We start from the raw sequence: 22,263 nt of genomic DNA, 5'->3' as shown, positions 1-22,263 counted from the left end.
CTTCAAATTATGTTTCTTCGAAAGAAAATCAATAATTATAATTCATCATACACTAGGACTTAGTATAATGTACTTCATGACAGGATATAATATCATAAAAAAAACCTGTAGAAAATTCTACAGGTCTTTTTTCACTATTTTCAATCTAAAACTTAATTGATCGTCGAAAATTGAATGGTTTCCGTATTTTCTGAAGTATCACCTTTTAATACTAAAATATAATTAGTCATTGGTTGAATATTAGCCTGCGAAGCCATATCTACTGTTAAGGTATTACAACCAGGATCTAAACTTTCAGTAACCATTGGCGCTACTGGATTACCCTCCATAGTAAAGATTTCACAAGAAACAGATTGTGCTCTATTCACTTTGATATCTATATTCATTTGTCCTGATCTACTTACTGGTATTGGGAAAGCAGTTGCCTCAAAAGCACTACTTAAACATGGATCTGTTTCCACAGAAACGATTACAGTATCTTCTGCCACACAACCATTTTTGGTAACAACAACACTGTAAGTAGTTGTAATACTTGGTGAAACAAGTATAGAAGCTGTTGTTGCTCCTGTTGACCATAAGATAGAATCCACATCTGCTGAAGTTGTAGCTGTTAAAGAAGCTCCTAAACTTCCTGGAACTATTGTAACATCAGGTCCAGCATCCACAGATACATTGGTAACAAATACTGCTATTTCATCTGATGCTTCACATCCGTTTTGATTTACAGTTACTGAGTACACAGTATCTGCAGAAGGTGCCACTGTAATAAACTGAGTAGTTTCTCCAGTAGACCATAGATATGAATCTGCATTTCCAGCATCAAGTTGTACGGACTCTTCTGTACAGATATACTGATCAGCTCCTAAATCTACATTTGCCTCATTAACAAATACAGTTACCTCATCAGTATTTACACAATCAGCACAGTTTGACACTGTAACTGTATAGGTAGTATCTTCCATTGGCGAAACTGAGATACTTGGAGTAGTTTCTCCAGTAGACCATAAATATTCTACGCCATTCGTTTGGATATCTACACATTCTCCAATATTGATGTTAAAATCTCCAAAAGAAGTTGGATCTCCTTCGATATTAAACCATCCAGAACCTCCATAAACTGCTGGAGTATATTCAAATACATTCGCTCCATTTCCTAATTGGAATGCTTCTCCTCTTCTGGAAATATCGTAACTTAATGATCCATTAATCTGAGTTACCGTACCGCTTAATTCTGTATAATATACCCAACCTGTTGGATCTTCTGTCTGACAAGAACTAGCTTTTGGACTACCAACTGGCGGTACTGTTGTATATCCTGTAAACGTAGCATCTACCATAAAGGAAGTATTTGTAGAATTATATTCAAACACTTCTCCTTTTAAGGTTGCTGTGCCATCGGTATTCTCGCTCCATACTAGGTCTACATTTCTAAACCATAATCTGGTTCCTTGATCATTTATAAATACTACAAACTGGTGATGTCTTCCTCTACAATAATCTGTATCCTTAATATCATATCCTACGCATTCTTCACATTCTCCTTCTCCTGTTACTTCTGCAGTTAAAGTAATCTCATCTCCTTTGCAAATAAACTCATCAGGTCCTACTTCTACAAGTAATACTTCAACTTCTTCAATTGTAAAAGTACCAAGATCCACAGGACAATCTTCATTACCCCAACGAACCCATAGGTTATAGTCTCCTACTTCTAAATCATTAAAGCTAAAAGAACCTGAATCATCTGGAACCTCTGTATATGTTACACCTCCATCAATTGAAAATTCAATATGCGTGCGATCTTCAGTATCTTCAAATACTAATTGGATATCTCCTGTTGGATTTGTACAATCTGCGTTTGTAAGAATTACTTCTGCAACAGGCGCTTGTCTTACATGTAAATCTATACTATTAGAATATACATACTCTCCACACTCCTCGCTTTTTGCAGCTCTTCTATACCATAATGATCCTGACTCGATTCTTGGAGGCAAATAATTTATTCCATTCGCTCCGTCAATATCTTCCCAAGCTTGTCCTTGCGCTCTCTTCACCTGCCATTGATATACAACAGTTAAACCTGTTTCTTCTGCTAAATCAGTACCTGTTAATTTTTCCGGATCAAAAGCTTCACAATTGATTTGTGTTGCTTCAATTTCTCCGCCATCTTCAAGTTCGGTCTTATATGTTACTTCTACAACGTCTGTTGCTTCACAGTCATTACAATTTTTAACTGTAACAGAATATTCTCCAGCTTCGGTAACGGTTATGCTTGGCGTTGTTTCTCCAGTGGACCATAAGTATGTCAAATCATTAGCATCTGTAGCTATACAATCACCAAAGTTTATATTAAAATCTCCTCTATCATATGTTTGATCTGTAGTATCAAACCATCCACAAGCACCAAATTTACCATTTTCGGCTTCTGTTTGATTTGCCCCATTACCCATTTGGAACGCAGGTCCTCTTCTTGATAAATTAACAGACCATGTACCATCCGTGCTTTTTACCGTACCTACTAATCCAGTATAGTAAATCCAGTCTGAACTATCTTCATCGTTACAGATATGATCTTTTGGACTATCGGCAGGTGTATTAACAACTTTACCTGTAAATAATGCATCTACTTCGTACGTTTTTTGTTCTAAAGTATGGTCAAATACTGTCCCTGAAAGTCTTGCGGTACCATCTGCAAATTCCTCCCATTGAAGATCTACGTTAGAAAACCATCTTGGATTAGAACCATCTGATAACCACATCACATAATTTTCATTTCTATTACAGTGATCTGTATTTAAAATTGTATACCCAACACAATCACTACAGTTTTGATTTCCTTCTACAGTGGCTGTTAGCGTTACTTCTTCTCCTTCACAAATTTCTACATCTTCACCTGCATCCACAGTAATAGTTTCATCCTCAATAGTTACTACTCCTAAGTCTACAGGACATTGATTATTACCCCAACGTACCCAAAGATCGTATGTTCCTGCACCTAAATCATTGAAAGTAAAAATTGCAGAATCGTCAGGCACTGTTGTATAAGTTGCACCTCCATCTTTGGAAAATTCGATATGAGTTCTTCCATTGGTATCTCCAAAAGTAAATGTAATTGCTCCATCATTCTTTTCACAATTCGCATTTTTTACACTCACATCTACATTAGGTATTTCTTTTACATGAATATCTACAACATTAGAATACTTATAATTATTACATCCTTCTATTTTTACAGCTCTTCTATACCAAACTGAACCAGATGCTCTGAAAGGAGGCTGATAATTTTTAGAATTCGCTCCTTGAATATTTTGCCATTGTCCTCCTCTGTTTTCTTTTATTTGCCATTGGTATTTTACATCTCTATGATCTCCACTGTTTACTGTAGTTCCAATAAATTCTTGAGGCGTAAAACCACCACAATTCCATTGTGTCTTTTCAATTTTACCAGCATTTAGTTCACAATTATTATAGTGAAGAACTTTTACTTTAAACTTTTCCCAAGAACCAATTCGTGATCTGTTACAGATCATTGCTTTTTTACCATTCTCTGAAGAAACATACTTTCCATTACTCCCTTTCAAGGCAATTCTACCATTTCCAAGACTAACTACTTTGAATTTTTGCCAAGCTCCTAAATGCTGTACATTACAGTACATTCTCTTTTTTCCATTTTCTGAAGAAAGATACTTTCCATTGTTTCCTTTTAAAGCGATTCTACCATTTCCGGCATTTACTACTTTAAACTTTTCCCAAGAACCAATTCTCGTTCTGTTAGCATTGATAGGTTTCTTTCCATTTTCTGAAGAAACATATTTACCATTATTGGCAATCAACACTATCGTAGCTCCAACAGGAACTTCAGTGTAGCTTTCAAAATCCTCAAAGGACTTTTCTTCATTTTTTGCTTGCGTCGTTAGTGACACAAAGCATAATAAAGCAATCAATATACTTGTGATATTRCGCTTTTTTGGTTTGTACTTTTCTAAAGTAATTTTCATCATACAGTTGGTTTTGTTGTTAATGATTTATGTTAGTTTGTATGTAAATAAATGACACTCCGCTCTTCAAAAAGAAAAAAGCAAAAAATCAAAAATGAAAACTGGAAATAAAAATGAAAATCTAAAAAACTATGAACTAGTCAGATGTACGTTAAAACATTAACGTATTGATAATTTACCCCTATTCCCCGCACAAATATTATAAATTATGACTGCCTAAAGAAGAAAAAAAAACGAAAAACGTTGAAGAACATATTCTACCTACGAAATGTTAAAATCTCTTAATATATGTTAAAATGTAGTACAAAACTTACTTTTCCTAAAAAAAGTACATTTCATCGAAAAATACAATTCAAACGTCTAATTGAATGCTTGTTACCATAAAAACTGTAAGAAAATTACTTGTGAAAGTAGGCCAAAAAAACGTAAAAAAAGGAAAAAGGTGATTTGGAAAAACCAAATCACCTTTTCATGTAATAATGATCAACTATTATTTTTTTAATAACTTAAAACTACGTGTTTCAATACCACTAGATAATTTTAGGAAATAAATTCCTGTTTCGTTTTTACTCATATCAACTTCCACTTTGGAATCCATAGCATCAATTATTTTGTCCTTGACTACCTTTCCTGAAATATCTATTAATTCATATTTCCAATATTTGTGTCCTTTATCTAATAACACTTGAACATGATCTAATATAGGATTAGGATATATGATGACATCTTCTAAGGTATCCTGAATTTCAGAAACCCTATTTTGTTCGCAAGCTCCTACAATAAAATCATGTCTGTTAGAGGCGGTATTATTTTCTCCTCCTGTAGGTAAACTATATGTATAATAAAAAAAGATCTCTTCACCAGTACTTGCATTGATCTCAAATGGCACGTTAGGAGTCACCAAATATCCAGGATATGGTCCAGTTGTATTTACACTATAATATAGGATACATACGTTATCGCCAACACCAGTAACCTCTGGAATAAATGTAATTGTAGAGTTTGCAGTGTCTGATGAAATTTCATAACTATATTGATTATTAGCAGCTAATCCAGAGCAATTATCAATAGTATCTACTTCTGACTCTTTAAATTCTAGGTAATTAATATTCAAACCATTAGCATCAAAAACTATTCTCAGCTCATGATTTCCCTCGGTAATTGAAATATTGTTTACAGAAATGGTTTCATACTGTTGCCAACTTCCGGTATTAGGTACAGATATTACATCGGTTATGGTAACTCCATCAAGTTCTAAATGAAATTTACCATTTCCATTTGGAGAAGCTACACGAAAGTCTATATCGTAATTAGATGAGGAAGCCAAAGCATTAATGTCATATGCTAACCACTCGCTAGCGCGTATCCAACCCACATTGTAAAACCCTCCTAAAACATCTCCGGTATTTTCTATATCTACATCTTCTTGTCGATATGCACCTCCTGTATTCCCAGCTGTCAGATCATGATATCCTACGCCTTCTCCTCCTTCTTTATAATCTTCAGCTTCTATTATTCCAGGAATTGTATAAAATGAAGTTGTATTTTCTTTTACAGTAATACTTGAAGTACCAGAAACAGCTCCACTAGACGCTGAAATCGTATAGGTACCAATATCTGAACCGGTATATAAACCATTAGCATTTATAGATCCTCCAGTTACCATCCAATCAAAATTAGTCTGGAAAGATGCTCCGTTTTGATCGAATCCTTGTGCTTGAAACTGTACAGTCTCTCCTTGATTAATTTCTGTAATATCAGAAGAAACTATTATAGAAGACAAAACAGGAAGTTGTACCGTATCTTCTTTTTGTAAAGATCTTAAATTGTCTATATAAAAGGTATGATTACTCTGATTATTCGGATCAAAAAGTAAAACTACATTATCAATTTGTGCATCATTTATCACTAAATCAGGGGTTGCAGTAAGTATAAATTCTAATGTATGCCAAGCATTTTGTTCTTTAACAGTAGCCTGATAAACACTATGCCTTCCTATTGGATAATTTGAAGATGTAGCAGCACTACTAGCTTCCAATTGCCAACTAATTACAGTTCCAACGGGTGCATCTGTGTAGAGATCCATAGCAAATCGCTTATCTTCTGACGCATATAGACTTGCATCATTGATAAAATTCGTTTCAAAAAATAACACATCATACAACTCAGCGTCATTTCTAACATATCTTCCTACTTGCGTCGAGGAATTAATCTCATTTTCTTGCGGATTACCTGCTGGCGCCTGATAAACTCCCGTAGATCTGGCATCAAAAGCTAAATGATCATTACCATTATAATCCTGAATCATTTCTGAAAATACGTATGATACAGGTAAAGAAGTAATCCCATATTTAAAATTATCAAAATAATAAGTATCAGATGCGTTAGAATTTGGATCAAATAGTATAGAAATCTCGTCTATTGATAAGTTAGATGTCCCGCTATCAGGAGAAGAGGCATGTGTAAATGCAATAGTATGCCAAGTATTTTGTTGTGAAACTACTCCAATGTATTGACTATTTCGCCCTAATGGAAAATCATTTTCGGATGCTATTTGATTTTCTAAGCTGATAGTTATCTCGGTTCCAACTGCTGCAGCAGTATATACATCCATAAAGAAAATTTGATCTCCTTCTTTAAAAGGATTACTATCTGTTATGACCGATGTAGAAAAACTTACCACATCGTATTGGGAAGAAGCATCTCTTATATACCTACCCACGCTCGAACTACTATTAACATCATTTACAGCAGGATTCGATACGTTAGCGGTATATACTCCATTTTGAAAAATAGGTGTTAGTTGATTAATTCCGTCATAATCTGTAATAATAACTTCATCTATAACAGCAACTTCTGCTGCGATCATACTTCTTACATTATCGAAATAAGCTATATGATTTGTATTGCTATTAGCATCGATGAGTAATGCAAATTGATTTACTTCTAAAGCTCCAACATTAGTATCTGGTCTATCTAGTAATTCAAATTCCAGAGTTTCCCATTGATTTTGAGTTGTTGTTTTTGCTACATATCTACTATGCCTTCCCATTGGCCAATCTCCTGAAGACAAGTTTCCATTTTCCAATTGTAGAATGAATTCGGTACCAATTGGAGCATCTGTATAAACATCTATCCATACAGATTTCTTTCCTGATACAAAGTCTAAAGCATTTCCAATATTAGAAGATTCCATAAATAAAACATCATATTGGGATCCAGCATCTCTTTGATATCTTCCGACTAATGATGAATTATTCGTATTATTTATTGCTGGATTATTAATTGCTTCCGTTAATACTCCTGAAGTAGTGTTGCCATATACCAGGTTTCTATTTGTTTCAAAATCTTCAAAAAGAAAATCTAAAGTTCTTGGTGGTTCAACAGTTACTGTCATTTTATAATCACTAATTCCGCAATCCGGAACATTTACAGAAACAGCAACATCTCCTCCACTAGTTCCCCAGTTTACCTCTATCGAATTTGTACCTTGTCCTGATATGATTGTAGCGCTAGTAGGAACAGACCAAACATAAGATGCCCCATCGATAGGAGATATGGAATATATTTTATTTTCGTCTCCTACGTAAACCGTATTATCTCCTATGAGTTGCGTATTAAACGTTCCGCTATACACTCTAACATAATCTACTTCCATTTGTGTAGGATAATCTGACGGTGTTGGTGGAATAAAACCCGTATATGGAGTTCCAGGTCCTCCAACGGCTACGTTGAGAATCAAATACCAATCTCCTTGATCAAACGGCCAAGGATCTACCGTATTAGATGGCGTTACCGTATGATAGAGTTGATTATCAACATACCATCTTATTTCTGTTGGCTCCCACTCTACAGCATATTCATGAAACCCTTCAGAAAGATCTAAACCAGCATCATATTCTCTTCCGTTAAACTGATGTCCTCCATTATTATAATGAACTGTCCCACCAATTGATTCTGGATTGCTATGTTGCGCTTCCATAATATCAATTTCACCAGTAAAAGGCCAATTGTTACTTTCTGGTAGCATCCAGAAAGCTGGCCATATTCCACCTGCGGATGGTAATTTAATTCTTGCTTCGTACCTACCATATCTAGCATTGAATTTACCGGAAGTAATAAGTTTGGAAGAAGTATATTGTTTTCCTCCAAAAGATTCATTTCTTGTGGTAATTATCAAGTTTCCATTTTGTACAGTGGTATTTTCTGGTCTATACCATTGTTCTTCGACATTACCCCAACCACATAAAGTTGGGCATCCATCGCCGTTATCAAAACTCCATTTAGTGAGATCTACAGAGGAACCGTTAAACTCGTCATTAAATATTAATTCAGAGCATTGTGCGTACGTAATTTCCTGAAAAAAAATAATGGCAATACAGGTAGTTACAAAGGTTTTTAAGAATAGGTTTGTTTTCATTGTAAGTATGATTTGTGTGATTAAGTTATTAAAGTCGAGTACGTTTTTCTAAACTCCATACTTTATCAATTAAGCATAGACTACACTTGATTTGTTTTATAAGATTCAGATTACTTTACCGAGAAGTAAATTTTGAAGTAAATGAATATAAGAAGTCAGTTAATGATGAGGTATAGGTTTTAAGTTTCTGGTTATTTTTTTGGTTATTCGTCTAAATTACTCAATGTTCTTTGGTCAATAGTTAATTGACACCACAACAAAAAACATACAACATTTAGATATTCTCAATAATTTCACATAAAAACCTTTAAAAACCCTATAAAAAGTATTTGTTTTAGAGATTTTAAAAACAAAAAAAGAAAAACTCTCTCGTTCTACAAAGACAAAGAAAATAAGCTTTTGTATAGGTAATGTTGAGGTAGTTATTTGATTTAATGATTAAATTTTCATCAAAACCTGAAATATTTTTTGAATAAAAGAATGAAATGATGGTACTTGATAATGAATCTGCTGTCTTCCTTTTGAAAGAGTAGCAATCCATGTATAATTTTCTATTCCGGATATCCTTTTACTGCAAAGAGAAATATTGTTTTTCTTACACTTATATTAGAATTCTACTCTTTTCTAACTTCGTTTTTTACTTTTTATAAATACGTAAAATGGTTTTCACTAAATAAAACAAAATCCGCTGAGCTTTATAAAACTCAACGGATACAATAATAAATATTCACAAAGTGAAATACTCAATTAAATCTTTGTAAAAATTAATGTTTTGGATCTATTCTATCTGAAATAAATGTAAGTGGATATCACAATTAAACAAATAATTGCACCGACAATCTTAGTATACTTCCAAGGTGTTATATCTACTTCTTTAGTATATTCTTGCTCATAAGGTATTTCTCTAGGATATAACTTACCAATAATCAACATAATAATAATATTTACGACAAATAATATTGCCATCACATGTAAGAAATGAGGATAGGCCGCTGATTCTATCTTATCTAATTGAGCAATATCTGTAATACCATTGGCTTTTGCTGCTTCTACTGCATTATTTTGAAGCATTGGTTTAATAATAAACTGACTAATTATATACAATATAGATCCCGATATAATACCGATTTTACCAGCTATAGCAGGTACCTTCTTAGTCAAATACCCAACTACAATAATGGTTAGAATTGGAATACTATAAATTCCATTTACCTCTTGTAAATAATCAAAAAGGCTTCCTGCATTCGCAATAAATGGAGCTACAATCATTGCTAATATTGCTAATAAAACACCGAAACTCTTTCCTGCTTTTACTACTTGTTTTTCATTAGCTTCCTTATTGATATATTCTTTATAAATATCCAATCCAAATAAAGTTACCGAGCTATTAAGAGCACTATTAAAAGAACTAAGAATAGCTCCAAATAATACTGCTGCAAAGAAACCAACTAAAGAAACCGGAAGCACCTTACTTACTAATGTTGGATAAGCTTCATCGGCAACGTCCAATTCGCCATTAAAAAGATGAAAAGCAATGATTCCAGGCAACACCACTATAATAGGTCCTAAAATTTTTAAAAACGATCCTAATAACAATCCTTTTTGTCCTTCTTTAAGGTTTTTAGCTCCAAGTGCTCTCTGAATAATTGCTTGGTTAGTTCCCCAATAAAATAATTGAACTAACATCATTCCTGTAAATATAGTAGCAAAAGGTATAGAGGAATCATTGTCCCCGATTACTTTAAATTTTTCAGGGTTTGAATTCATCAAAGTACTAATACCATTAGTAATGCTTCCATCTCCAATTTCCAAAAGTCCAAAAACAGGAATCATTATTCCTCCTATTAATAAACCAACTGCATTAATCGTATCTGAAACAGCAACCGCTTTTAGCCCACCAAAAATTGCATAGATAGAACCTATAACTCCAATTCCGATAACGCAGATCCATATAGAAGCATTTTTTGACACTCCCAATAATTCAGGAACATCAAACATAGTACTTATTGCCAATGATCCTGAATACAGAACTATAGGTAAAAAAACCACTACATATCCCGTTAAGAATAGCCCTGAAGTAATCGCCTTTGTAGTAGTATCATATCGTTTTTCTAAAAATTGAGGTACTGTCGTAATTCCTCCCTTTAGATATCTTGGTAGTAAGAAAATTGCTGTAATCACCATAGCTATGGCTGCTAAAGTTTCCCATGCCATTACTAAAATACCTTCTGAATATGAAGATCCATTTAATCCAACAATTTGCTCTGTAGATAAATTGGTAAGTAATAAAGAACCTGCAATGACTACCGCAGTAAGACTACGACCACCTAGAAAATAACCATCTGAAGAAGTTTCATCTGTTTTTCTAGTGGCTAGATAAGATATGATTGCTACTAATAGTGTAAATCCTACAAAAGAAATGATCCCCATTTTATAATTTTAATGATTTGTTAAAACCATAAAAATATTAGTTATCATTCAATACTGTTAAGGATTATCTTAAAAAAATATCAATGTATAGTTTATGTATAGATATTGTTAGCAATAACACAATGAAGCACAATTCTTTAGAATTATCTTTTCTTATAATGTACAGAATACCTCCAATAAGAAAAAGCACCCAATACTGCCCAAACAAAGAAGCTATAATACACAAAAGAAGGTGTTACCACTTGGTCTCCACTTGCATAAGAATGTAATCCTTTTAGATAAAAATTAACACCAAAATAGGTCATCAAAATAGAGCCTACTGCTAGAATCGAAATTAGGTTAAAAAACCATCTACCACGCAGACCAGGAACTAATCTCATATGTATTACAAAAGCATAAACCATAATACTAACTAGTGCCCAAGTTTCTTTTGGATCCCATCCCCAATAGCGTCCCCAGCTTTCATTTGCCCACATTCCTCCTAAGAAATTCCCAATGGTTAGCATTACTAAACCAATGGTTAATGCCATTTCATTAATGATGGTAATTTCTTTAATATTTAGATCCATTCTCTTTTTATTTGATTTTGTAGTCAAAACCATTAATAGTAGCGAAAGTATTCCTAAGATGGCTCCAACAAAGAAAGGTCCATAACTTGCCACTATTATAGAAACATGAATTAACACCCAATACGAATCTAGTACCGGTTGTAAGTTAGCTATCGCTGGATCGGTCCAGTTCTGGTGTGCAAAAAACAGAATAATTGCCGCAACAAAAGCAGTAGCAGCTACGGTAAGGTTACTTTTCTTACCAAATGCTAGTCCTAATGCCATTGTGGCCCAAGCAACATAAATCATAGATTCATAAGCGTCACTCCATGGGGCATGACCAGAAACATACCATCGTATAATTAATCCAGAAGTATGAACCATAAAAATAAGAACCGTAATTCCTGTAAAAATCTGGATTAATGCTTTGACAAACTTATTTTTATGATAAAATATTCCAAAAATAATGATGAAAATAAATAGGACACTAGTCAGTCCATAATACCTATATAACGTCCTGAATATATCATATTTATTCAATGCTATTTCCGCTTGTATTTTTTCATCAGTAGGCATTACTTCACTTCCAAATTTGGTCTGGAACGACTTAATGCTTTCAATATATTGTTCTGGTTTACTGTAATCCCCAGTTTTTCTAGCTTCCTGCAGTGATTGCAAATAAATAGGTATAATTTGGCGGGTATAAACAGAATCCATACCCGTAAATTTATATTCGTTTAGTTGTGGTACAGAAACCCATTTATTTCCTTCATCATTAGGTACAGGGAAAATTCTAAGAATTCCTCCTCCTAACGCTTGGTTCAATAAATAAAACTTTTCATGAGTTTTTAAGAAATCTTTTTCAAAACTACTTGGAGTACTAGTACTACTCGCTTCTTCTAAATAAGGATCTAATTTATAGGAACCATCTTGCTCTACAAGATCTATTAAGGAAACTCTCCTTTCAGATTTGGAAACGCCTAAAATCTTCCTGATACTATCATTTTCACGTTGTATTTCTATAATAGGTATACTATACCATATATATGGATTCTCAACCATAGAGACAAATACTTGATCTGCTGTTAATCCTTCATAAGTATCTTTTTTACTAAGTTTTCGTAGTAACTCAGATGAAAAAGTATTCACCGGCTTCATTCTCCCTCGCTCATCCTGAATCACTATATTTCCAAACTTAGCCGCGTGCTCCTTAGATACTGCATTTGCTTTTATAATAGAATCTAATTTGGACTTGCTAGGTAATGTTTGCAAATGATTTACATGATCTGTTTGTTGTTGAGCAAAAGAAAAGCTAGCCGTAAATAGAGCCAATAGTATGGTAAGATTTTTCTTTTTAGACTTTATTTTGTTCAGCATTTGTTCTAAATCTTTAAATCTCGATCCTCTTGTGAATAGAATAAGCATCAAACCTAGGTATAATAACATGTAACCCGCATATGTTACTTTAGTTCCCCAATAATCATGATTTACAGATAACACTGTTCCTTTTTCATCTGGATCAAAAGAAGCCTGAAAAAAACGATATCCTTTGTGATCTAATACATGATTCATATATATGTCATAAGGCTCTGGAACTGCATTATCTTCTACGATATCGACTTTACTCATAAATGATTTATACACTTTTTGCGTACCTGGCTGTTTCTCTGCAATAAAATCATTTAATTTTAGAGCGAAAGGAAGTTCCAATCGTTTTGAACCATAACTAAAATACATATCCAAGCCTCCAAGAGAAACTTTTTGCATATCATTTGCATACCCTTTTCCGCCTAGCAGTTTTACTTCTTTAGTTTCCCCTTTTGTAGTTACGTTGAAAATAAGCGCATCTTGTTGACCTTTATCTTTTACTTCTATAGGTATAATATCATAAATTCCAGTAATAACAGGATCTGGAATTACAAACTGCATTCCAGCAGTTTGATATAATGATCGTAACATTAGAGGTTGCACACTATCTTTTACAACTTGACCTTGTTTTTGATCCGCCATTCTTAAAAAAGAACCGTCAAAAGGAGATTCTATATAATACTCGTCATCCTCATAAGTGATATTAATTGCTCCTTTTGTAGGGATATTAAATGCAATTAAAATATTATGAATATTGGATACTTCTCCTTCTTTTAAATAGTGCTCATGTCTGGTGCCATCTCCTGCTTCTACAATTTTCAAATAATTATCACCTTCTTCCGTTTCCACCAAGCCCATTTCTGCACCCGTGATATAATCCTTATATGTTATGGTAACTGGCTGCTTATTGTAATCAGTTTCTATAACAAAGTTATTGTTTGTAGCTTCTGTAAGCTCCAACTCTTTTGAAATTGGTCTTCTACGAGGTTCACCATTAATTTCTCCATCAAGAAAAGCTGTTAAATAAGTACGTTCTGATAAAAATTCTGAAGTAGTTTCACCTTCTCTAATAGGCATAACTCCTTCATAACTTATATATCTGGTAATAAAAGCTCCTAAAAGAATCAAAATAAAAGAAAGGTGTAATATCAAGGTAGCCCATTTTTCTTTTTTATACAACTGATATCGTACGATATTTCCACAAAAGTTGATCATAAAAAAGGCCATAATAGCCTCAAACCACCATGTGTTATATATCCAAATTCTTGCTGCTGTTGTACCATAGCCATCTTCCAAAAATGTACCAACTGCCATGGCAATTGCGAAAATTATGAATAGAATTGCCATTAATCTTGTAGAAAATAATATACTTGCTAACCTCTTTTGCATTGTAACTTTTTTAGCTCGGCAAATTTAATGTTTTTGAAAGGATAATTGTACATGATCACATTCCAATTTTAATGCTTTTAACAGAACTATAAAACTTGTCTAATTTTTAAAGTATCTTCCTTATTTTAGCCAAATGATAACAATAGTTCTTCTTGGTGCCGGAAATGTTGCTAAGCATCTTTATGAAGCTTTTTTGCCCTTAAATTTAGTAAAAGTGATACAATGCTATAACCGAAAAGGGGTACAAATTCACGAAAACCAAGAAGGAGTTTTCGTAACCAACAATTTGAATGATTTAAAAGAAGCAGATGTTTATATCTTAGCGATAAGTGACGATGCTGTAGTAGAGGTATCTAATAAACTTCCTTTCCAAAATAGATTGGTGGTTCATACCTCAGGAAGTGTTCCTATGAAATCTATGAATTCTAAAAATACAAGAGGTGTTTTTTATCCTTTACAAACATTCAGTGCTACTAAAAAGGTAGATTTTACTACAATTCCATTTTGTATTGAAGCCGAGCAGGAAAAACATAGTGCCCTTTTAGAAACATTAGCTTCTCAACTAACAAAAAAGATTTACGCTATTAGTTCTGACCAGCGAAATACGTTACATGTAGCCGCAGTTTTTATCAATAATTTCACGAATCATTTATTTTCTATTGGTAGTGATATTTGCAAAGAACATAACATTCCCTTTGAAATTTTACATCCATTGATTTTAGAAACAGCTAAAAAGGCAATAGAGATGAATCCTGATAATGCACAAACCGGTCCAGCTATACGTAATGATGTGCAAACAATTAATAGACATTTAAAAATTTTAAAAGACGACTCACAAAAACAATTATACAACCTGCTTTCTCAAGCGATACAAACTAAATATGGAAAAAAGTTATAAAGAATATTTGCAACACATTACCACTTTTATTTTTGATGTTGACGGTGTTCTTACCGATGGAAATGTGATCATAAATACAGAAGGAGAATTACTAAGAACCATGAATGTTAAAGATGGATATGCTTTAAAAGCTGCGGTAAGACAAGGATTTAACCTATGTATTATTTCTGGCGGAAAAAATGAAGGAGTAAGAAAAAGATTGGAAGGTCTAGAAATTAAAGATATCTATTTGGGCGCTCATCACAAAATAGAACAGCTTCAGGAATATATGAATAAGAACAATATCAAGCTGGAAAATGTTCTATATATGGGTGATGACATCCCCGATTTACCGGTTATGGAAATGGTGGGATTACCTACTTGCCCTCAAGATGCAGTAGCAGAGGTAAAAGAAATTGCTAAATACGTTTCCTTTAAAAAAGGTGGAAAAGGATGCGTAAGGGATGTGATCGAACAAGTCCTAAAAGTACAAGGGAAATGGGTTCAAAATTATAATGCCAAAGCGTAACTATATGAAGTTAGTATTTGCGACCAATAATCTTAATAAGCTAAAAGAAGTACAAGCTTTATTACCGGATCATATTCAATTATTAGGGCTTTCAGAAATTGGATGTACCGAAGATATTCCCGAAACATCGGATACCATAGAAGGAAATGCTATTCAAAAAGCGGAATACGTTAAAAAACATTACGGGTATGATTGTTTTGCGGATGATACCGGTTTAGAAGTGAAGATCTTAAACGGTGATCCAGGTGTCTACTCGGCTAGATATGCCGGAGAAACTAAAGATGCTCAAGCTAACATGGATAAATTACTTGAGAACCTAAAAGATAAAAATAATAGAGAAGCACAGTTCAAAACAGTAATATCACTAAAAATAGGTGAAAAATTAGATACTTTCACTGGTATTTGTTCCGGAACAATTACTTCGGAGAAAAAAGGAAAGCAAGGTTTTGGATATGATCCTATTTTTTTACCTGATGGATATGAGAAAACATTTGCCGAACTTGCTTTAAGTGAAAAAAACCTCATCAGCCATAGAGCCAGAGCTATAAAAAAACTTATTGAATTTTTAAGTAGTTAATCCGCTCCTGGAAACGCTAACATATCTCCCATTCCTACAGTAAAAAGCCAATTTCCGTAGATAGCATGCTCAATTGATGCTAAAGTAGTTGACTTTGTTCTTTGATAGGTAAATGCAAATAGCAACCCACCAACAAATGTCAATAATTGAACAAGAAAGCTTCTTAAGAAAATATGGGCTAACGAAAAGAGAATAGCATTTATAAAAATAAATAACCATTTATTTTGAATTAGTTTTTCATATCTATCATAAAAAAAAGTGCGATAAATAATTTCCTGTGGCCATACAGATAAAAAGGTGTAAACAAATAAGATCACTAACCACAACATGGGTTTCTTTAATATTACTGAAAAGAGCTTATCAGGTGCTACCCAAAAAACATATAAACTCGTAACAACGATAATAATTGCTAGTTTAATAATAGTTTCTTTCCAAAAAGGTTTCCAATAAACCACATCTGGTTTTCTCAACTTTAAAAGACCTGATTTCCTAAGATGAAATAATATATAAACAAAACCTATTATTGTTATTCCAACTTTTATCAGAATGTGATAATTAAATAAAAAACTGATTGGTAGTAATACAAATAGGAAAAGTAGTTCTAATCCGCGATTTAAGGTAGATGACATTAGTTCAATTTTGTACTAATTTCTGCATAAAATTTGAAACTACTTATTTTTTAACAAATAAAAAGCCCCCGAGCAAGGGGCTTTTCATTTAAACAAATCAAATTCGGGGATGTATATGATTACAATATCTTAGTAATCAATTTAGTATTTCAATAATACCGTAACAACTAAATTTAATTTATATCAATCTTAAACAACACTCCAAATATACGAGATAACTCCATAAAACCCAGAAAATATTAGATGAAAAACAATAAAAATATCGACAAAATGCATTTTTAGCCGGTTAAACGGATATTTTTTACGTTAAACACGTAATTTTTCAACTACAATACGCTATTTCGAATTCATTTTTATCCAAAATGCGCATAAAAAAAGCCTCTTGGGGTCAGAGGCTTATTAGCTAACGGGGCGAAATAAATTTGGGGTAATCAAAAAAAGTTCGATAAGTTTTGGGCAATTATCTCTTATGGGGTAACATTAAAACTAACTAATCAAATAATTCTTTCTTTTCACACTTCAAAATTAATCCTTATTCAAGTTTTCTTCATTTTTTTAGTATTCATAAATCACAAAAATATCGACAAAATACATTTTTTATCGATTAAAAACACATTTATATATTCCATGGAAAACTATAAATCCTAAGAATGATATTTCTTCATAATAAGAAATGAAAAAAGCCTCATCTCTGAGGCTCATAATTTTCAAACTTAACGTTAGGGGGATTAAATTTGCGGGGGCAAAAAAACGTAAATAATCAATTCCAATTTTTCTCTTTCGGTATATTGTAGGTATTTCAACTTTCTCTTTTGATAGTTCAAAGGTATTTTAAAAGCTAAACTTTAGTAAAAAACCGTGTCAAATATACAATAAATTATCGATTAAAAACAAAATAAATCGACAAAATGCATTTTTTATTAAAAACATTAATCCTGAAAGTAATTTTTATTCTGAATAAAAAAGAATACGTTGCATAAAGTCTATTAATATCGTAACATTACATTCTTAAATTTTGAATACAATTTATGGAAAGTCAGCATAACAATCCTACCACTCCCAAAATGAAGAAATTATTGAAAACAAAGAATTGTCTATCTGGGAAGCATTGATCCCTATTTTAGCTTTGGTAGGAATGCTATTCTACAATGTATATTTTGCTTTTGGTGATGACGCTTTGAGTGGCAGTAATCAATTTATTTTACTTTTAGGAGCTGCTGTAGCCGCGATTGTAGGTTTCTTTAACAAAGTTTCCTATAAGCAAATGATGGAAGAAATTGCTAAAAACGTAAAATCTACGACTGGTGCCTTACTAATTTTATTAATGGTTGGATCTTTAGCAGGAACCTGGCTCATAAGTGGAATTATACCAACCATGATTTATTATGGCCTACAGATACTAAATCCCACCATCTTTTTGGCAGCTTGTGTTATCATTTGTGCTATTATTTCTATAGCTACTGGTAGTTCATGGACTACCTCTGCTACGGTAGGTATCGCCTTAATTGGTATTGGAGATACTTTAGGAATTTCTTTGGGAATGACCGCAGGTGCAGTGATCTCCGGAGCTTATTTTGGTGATAAAATGTCTCCTTTATCTGATACTACAAATTTAGCACCAGCAATGGCTGGTGGAGAATTATTTTCTCATATAAAGTATATGACATATACTACAGTTCCTACAGTTATTGTTACTTTAATCGTTTTTATAATTATAGGATTAACCATAGATACTTCTGGAACTCCTGAAATTGATCAGCAATTACAGGCTATAAACAGTGCTTTTACCATTTCGCCATGGTTATTCATTGTACCTATAATAGTGATCGGATTAATCATTAAAAAAACACCTCCTTTAATAGCCTTATTAGCAGGAACATTACTTGGAGGAATCGCAGCTATTATAGCACAACCAGAAATTGTTACAGCCATAGCAGGTAGTGATTCCTTAAATTTTAATTCTGCATATGTAGGTGTTATGAAAGCAATGACAGTTGATACTGCCGTAGAGACCTCTAGTAAAGAATTAAATGATTTATTCACTGCTGGTGGTATGTCTGGTATGTTAGGTACCATTTGGCTAATCGTATGTGCTATGGTATTTGGAGGTGTAATGGATGCAATTGGAGCATTAGCCAGAATAAGTAAAGCCTTGCTCAGTCTATTTGATTCGGTATTTGGATTATTCGCAAGTACGGTTGCTAGTTGTCTTGCATTAAACCTTACAGCATCCGATCAATACCTAGCTATCGTAGTACCTGGTAGAATGTATGCTAAAGCTTTTAAAGACAAAGGACTTGCTCCTGAAAACCTAAGTAGAACATTGGAAGACTCAGGAACCGTAACTTCTGTACTAGTACCTTGGAATACATGTGGAGCTTATCAAAGTGGTGTTTTAGGAGTGCCGGTTGTTGATTATTTCTTTTTTGCAATATTTAACTGGCTTAGTCCTTTTACAACCTTACTTTTTGCAGCTTTTAAAATTAAAATCAAACAATTAAAAGACTCTTAAAAAAACGATATATACACTTTATAATAGAATCGCATTGATTTAAAACCAATGCGATTCTTTTTTTGGTCTAATTTTTATCTATAATAGGAATTGGCTTTTTATCATTATCAATAGCAACAAACTTGAATAATCCCGATACCGCTATTTCTCTATCATAGCTATACATTTCCTCCTTATAAATATCAACTTTTACAGTACAACTCGTTCTTCCTACTTCTTCAATTTTAGCTACTAATTCGATAATAGTTCCTTCAGGAATTGGTTTTTCAAAATCTATTTTACCAGTAGAAATGGTAACTACTTTCTTTCTACTAAAACGAGTAGCACAAATAAAAGAAACTTCATCCATCAGCTGAAGTGCAGTACCTCCAAACAAAGTTTCATAATGATTGGTAGTATTAGGAAAAACAGCTTTAAAAATTCTGGTTTCAGATTTCTTGATCAATTCTTCAATAGTATTCATATAATAGTGATATAGTTTTTTCTTATTAATTTAATCTATAAAGATACTTCTTATAGGTGTATCTTTGTCCCATACTTTAAAAATCTAGGATGGAAATTATAGAAAGTCTACAATGGCGATATGCGACAAAAAAATTTGATAACACTCGAATATTACCGCAGGAAAAAATTGACGTACTCACGAAAGCATTTAATCTTACTGCTACCTCTTATGGTTTGCAACCTTTAAAGCTTGTTGTACTTAAGAATAAAGAATTACAAAAAGAACTAACTGAACATTCTTGGAACCAACAACAAGTTGCTGATGCCTCTCATTTGTTAGTTATTTGTACAGAAAAGATCGTTGGAGAAGAATATATTACTAAATATTTTGATAACGTAAAAGCTATTAGAAACACGCCAGACAATATATTAAAACCTTTTAGAGAACAATTGATAGATTCTTTTAAACATAAAGAAGCTGATGAAATTTCAACTTGGGCAGCTAAACAAGCATATTTGGCAATGGGAAATTTATTAACGGTATGTGCAACGGAAAAAATAGATGCATGTCCAATGGAGGGATTTATCCCAGCCAAATATGATGAAATTTTAAAGCTATCCGAACGAGGACTTACATCTGTATTGGTATTACCTGTAGGATATCGTGCAGAAGATGATATGTTTGCTGGTTTTAAAAAAGTAAGACGTACCATCGATGAAACTATTATTGTTTTATAATCAAATACATGGCAGGATATTTGGTATGTTCAAAATGATATTTTTTGTTAGTCTAAATTTGAAAAAATGAAAAAGATATTATTATTTTTATTTTTAGCATATGCTTCATCAATATTTAGTCAGGATGACTCGTTACATTGGTTAACAGATTTTGAAGATGCTAAACAAGTATCTATAGATGAGAAAAAGCCAATTTTAATGTATTTTACAGGTAGCGATTGGTGTGCTCCTTGTATCATGTTAGATGAAGACTTCTTTTCTACTGAAAAATTTAAAAACCAATCTGAAAATGTAGTTTTATTAAAAGTCGATATTCCTAGAAGAAGTGATATTCTATCAAAAGAACAACTAATTGCCAACAAAAAATTGCTAAGCAAATACAATAAAGATCGTGGTTTTCCACATATTATAGCAATGAATCATAAGGGTAAAGTAATTGATACAGAAGGATCTTATAGTGCTTCTTTAAGAGATCCCAGTCGATACTTCAGCTTTGTTTCGAAGATAATCGATAATTACTAGTCAAAAAAGATAAGACATCCTTTATATTTTCAAAACTCTTTTCGGTATTTTTGCCGAAAAGAGTTTTTTAATTTAAAGCGGTACTTATGCCAGGATTTGAGCTATTTGGAACGGAAGAACAAAAGGAAGTTCAGGATGTATTAGATAATGGAGTTTTAATGCGTTATGGTTTTGATGGAAATAGAAATGGACATCATAAAGCATTAGAGCTAGAAAAGGATCTAGCAGAAAGAATGCAAACCAAATATGCTCAGGTAGTATCTAGTGGAACTGCTGCTTTAACCGTAGCACTAGCTGCTGCTGGTGTTGGGTCTGGAGATGAAGTAATCATGCCAACCTTTACGTTTGTAGCGAGTTTTGAGGCTATATTATCTGTTGGAGCGACTCCAATACTATGTGATATCGATGATACACTAACTTTAGATCCTGAAGCTGTAAAAGCAGCAATCACAGACAAAACAAAAGTGGTAATGCCCGTACACATGTGTGGTTCAATGGCAGATCTAAAACCACTTAAAGACATTTGTGATGAGCATAACCTAATCCTATTGGAAGATGCATGTCAAGCAATTGGTGGCACCTATGATAATAAGCCTTTAGGAAGTTATGGAGATTTAGGCTGTTTTTCCTTTGATTACGTAAAAACGGTTACTTGTGGAGAAGGTGGTGGTCTAATTACCAACTCCAAAGTATATGCAGATAATGCAGATAAGTATCAAGATCATGGACATGATCATATCGGAAATGATCGTGGAGCAGAAACGCATCCTTTTTTAGGGTATAACTATCGATTATCAGAACTTCATGCTGCAGTGGGTATTGCTCAATTAAGAAAATTAGATAGTACGTTAGCTACTCAGGAAAAAAATTATACAATTCTTCGGAATGCTTTATCCGGTATCCCTCAAGTTACTTTTAGAAGAGTTCCAGAAAGCGGTGTTGAAAGCTATGCTTTTCTAAATTTCTTTTTACCTTCCGAAGATTTAGCTAGAAAAGCACATAAAGCACTTAATGAACATGGGGTTGATGCCTGTTTTTATTGGTATGATAATAATTGGCATTATTATAGAAAATGGGAGCATTTATTAGAGCCAAAATCACTAAATAGACTTTCGACCGCTCAGCTAGACGGATTGGAGAAAAACAAAAAWTCTTTTGATTCAAGTGATTCTTGGATGGGCAGAACTATTTCATGCTTAATTAAGGTAGGTTGGACCGAACAAGAGGTAAAAGAAAGAGCTTCAAAAATGGTTGAAGCTCTAAATAGTATTTTGTAATTTATTGG

At 33.1% G+C, this 22,263-nt stretch carries 13 protein-coding genes; 7 read left to right on the top strand and 6 right to left on the bottom strand.

From position 1 onward, the window contains the following. Positions 1–152 precede the first annotated feature (152 nt). The 4 genes from GBO31_RS14250 to ccsA all read right to left on the bottom strand — a co-directional run bounded on the left by GBO31_RS14250 (position 153) and on the right by ccsA (position 14,150). Entirely contained in the window at positions 153–3,998 is a 3,846-nt protein-coding gene (locus GBO31_RS14250) for a hypothetical protein (RefSeq protein ID WP_219009030.1), read from the bottom strand. A 487-nt stretch (positions 3,999–4,485) separates the two neighbouring features. Beyond that, entirely contained in the window at positions 4,486–8,415 is a 3,930-nt protein-coding gene (locus GBO31_RS14245) for a family 16 glycosylhydrolase (RefSeq protein ID WP_219009029.1), read from the bottom strand. 783 nt (positions 8,416–9,198) lie between these two features. Next, the gene (locus tag GBO31_RS14240) at positions 9,199–10,845 is read right to left on the bottom strand and encodes a solute:sodium symporter family transporter (protein ID WP_219009028.1); all 1,647 of its coding nucleotides are present in this window, start codon (positions 10,843–10,845) and stop codon (positions 9,199–9,201) included. 143 nt (positions 10,846–10,988) lie between these two features. Then, positions 10,989–14,150, bottom strand: a complete 3,162-nt coding sequence (ccsA, locus tag GBO31_RS14235; RefSeq protein WP_219009027.1) for a cytochrome c biogenesis protein CcsA — start codon at positions 14,148–14,150, stop codon at positions 10,989–10,991. Between the two features lie 133 nt (positions 14,151–14,283). On the opposite strand from ccsA, the gene GBO31_RS14230 reads away from it, so the two are divergent. Genes GBO31_RS14230 through GBO31_RS14220 form a run of 3 tightly spaced genes read left to right on the top strand, consistent with a single transcriptional unit; the run spans position 14,284 to position 16,133 of the window. Continuing rightward, positions 14,284–15,048: a Rossmann-like and DUF2520 domain-containing protein gene (locus GBO31_RS14230; protein WP_219009026.1), complete on the top strand. Its 765-nt coding sequence runs from the start codon at positions 14,284–14,286 to the stop codon at positions 15,046–15,048. Continuing rightward, a complete protein-coding gene (locus GBO31_RS14225; protein ID WP_219009025.1) occupies positions 15,032–15,556 on the top strand; it encodes a KdsC family phosphatase in 525 nt (174 codons plus the stop codon). The genes GBO31_RS14230 and GBO31_RS14225 overlap by 17 nt, the downstream gene beginning before the upstream one ends. Positions 15,557–15,560: 4 nt before the next feature. After that, complete coding sequence (locus tag GBO31_RS14220) at positions 15,561–16,133, top strand: non-canonical purine NTP diphosphatase (RefSeq protein WP_219009024.1); 573 nt, start codon at positions 15,561–15,563, stop codon at positions 16,131–16,133. On the opposite strand, the gene GBO31_RS14215 is transcribed toward GBO31_RS14220, so the two are convergent. Further along, complete coding sequence (locus tag GBO31_RS14215) at positions 16,130–16,762, bottom strand: CPBP family intramembrane glutamic endopeptidase (protein WP_219009023.1); 633 nt, start codon at positions 16,760–16,762, stop codon at positions 16,130–16,132. The two genes, GBO31_RS14220 and GBO31_RS14215, sit on opposite strands and share 4 nt — an antisense overlap. 1,135 nt (positions 16,763–17,897) lie before the next feature. On the opposite strand from GBO31_RS14215, the gene nhaC reads away from it, so the two are divergent. Continuing rightward, on the top strand, positions 17,898–19,274 hold the full coding sequence (gene nhaC / locus GBO31_RS14210; RefSeq protein WP_246615881.1) for a Na+/H+ antiporter NhaC: 1,377 nt from the start codon (positions 17,898–17,900) through the stop codon (positions 19,272–19,274). 67 nt (positions 19,275–19,341) lie between these two features. On the opposite strand, the gene GBO31_RS14205 is transcribed toward nhaC, so the two are convergent. Beyond that, positions 19,342–19,737 (bottom strand): acyl-CoA thioesterase, encoded by a 396-nt coding sequence (locus GBO31_RS14205; RefSeq protein WP_219009022.1) that lies wholly within the window; start codon positions 19,735–19,737, stop codon positions 19,342–19,344. An 89-nt stretch (positions 19,738–19,826) separates the two neighbouring features. Here GBO31_RS14205 and GBO31_RS14200 point away from each other — a divergent pair, with 89 nt between their 5' ends. The 3 genes from GBO31_RS14200 (at position 19,827) to GBO31_RS14190 (ending at position 22,255) form a co-directional block, all read left to right on the top strand. Beyond that, positions 19,827–20,456, top strand: coding sequence for an NAD(P)H-dependent oxidoreductase (locus tag GBO31_RS14200; protein ID WP_219009021.1), 630 nt, complete (start codon positions 19,827–19,829; stop codon positions 20,454–20,456). 66 nt (positions 20,457–20,522) lie between these two features. Next, positions 20,523–20,978 carry a thioredoxin family protein gene (locus GBO31_RS14195; protein ID WP_219009020.1) on the top strand — a complete coding sequence of 152 codons (456 nt, stop codon included), beginning with the start codon at positions 20,523–20,525 and terminating at the stop codon, positions 20,976–20,978. A gap of 86 nt (positions 20,979–21,064) precedes the next feature. Beyond that, positions 21,065–22,255 carry a DegT/DnrJ/EryC1/StrS family aminotransferase gene (locus GBO31_RS14190; RefSeq protein ID WP_219009019.1) on the top strand — a complete coding sequence of 397 codons (1,191 nt, stop codon included), beginning with the start codon at positions 21,065–21,067 and terminating at the stop codon, positions 22,253–22,255. Positions 22,256–22,263: the final 8 nt, after the last annotated feature.

Source organism: Aquimarina litoralis (assembly GCF_019295435.1).
GTDB classification, from domain to species: Bacteria; Bacteroidota; Bacteroidia; order Flavobacteriales; family Flavobacteriaceae; genus Aquimarina; species Aquimarina litoralis_A.
This window is presented reverse-complemented; position numbering and strand designations above follow the sequence as displayed.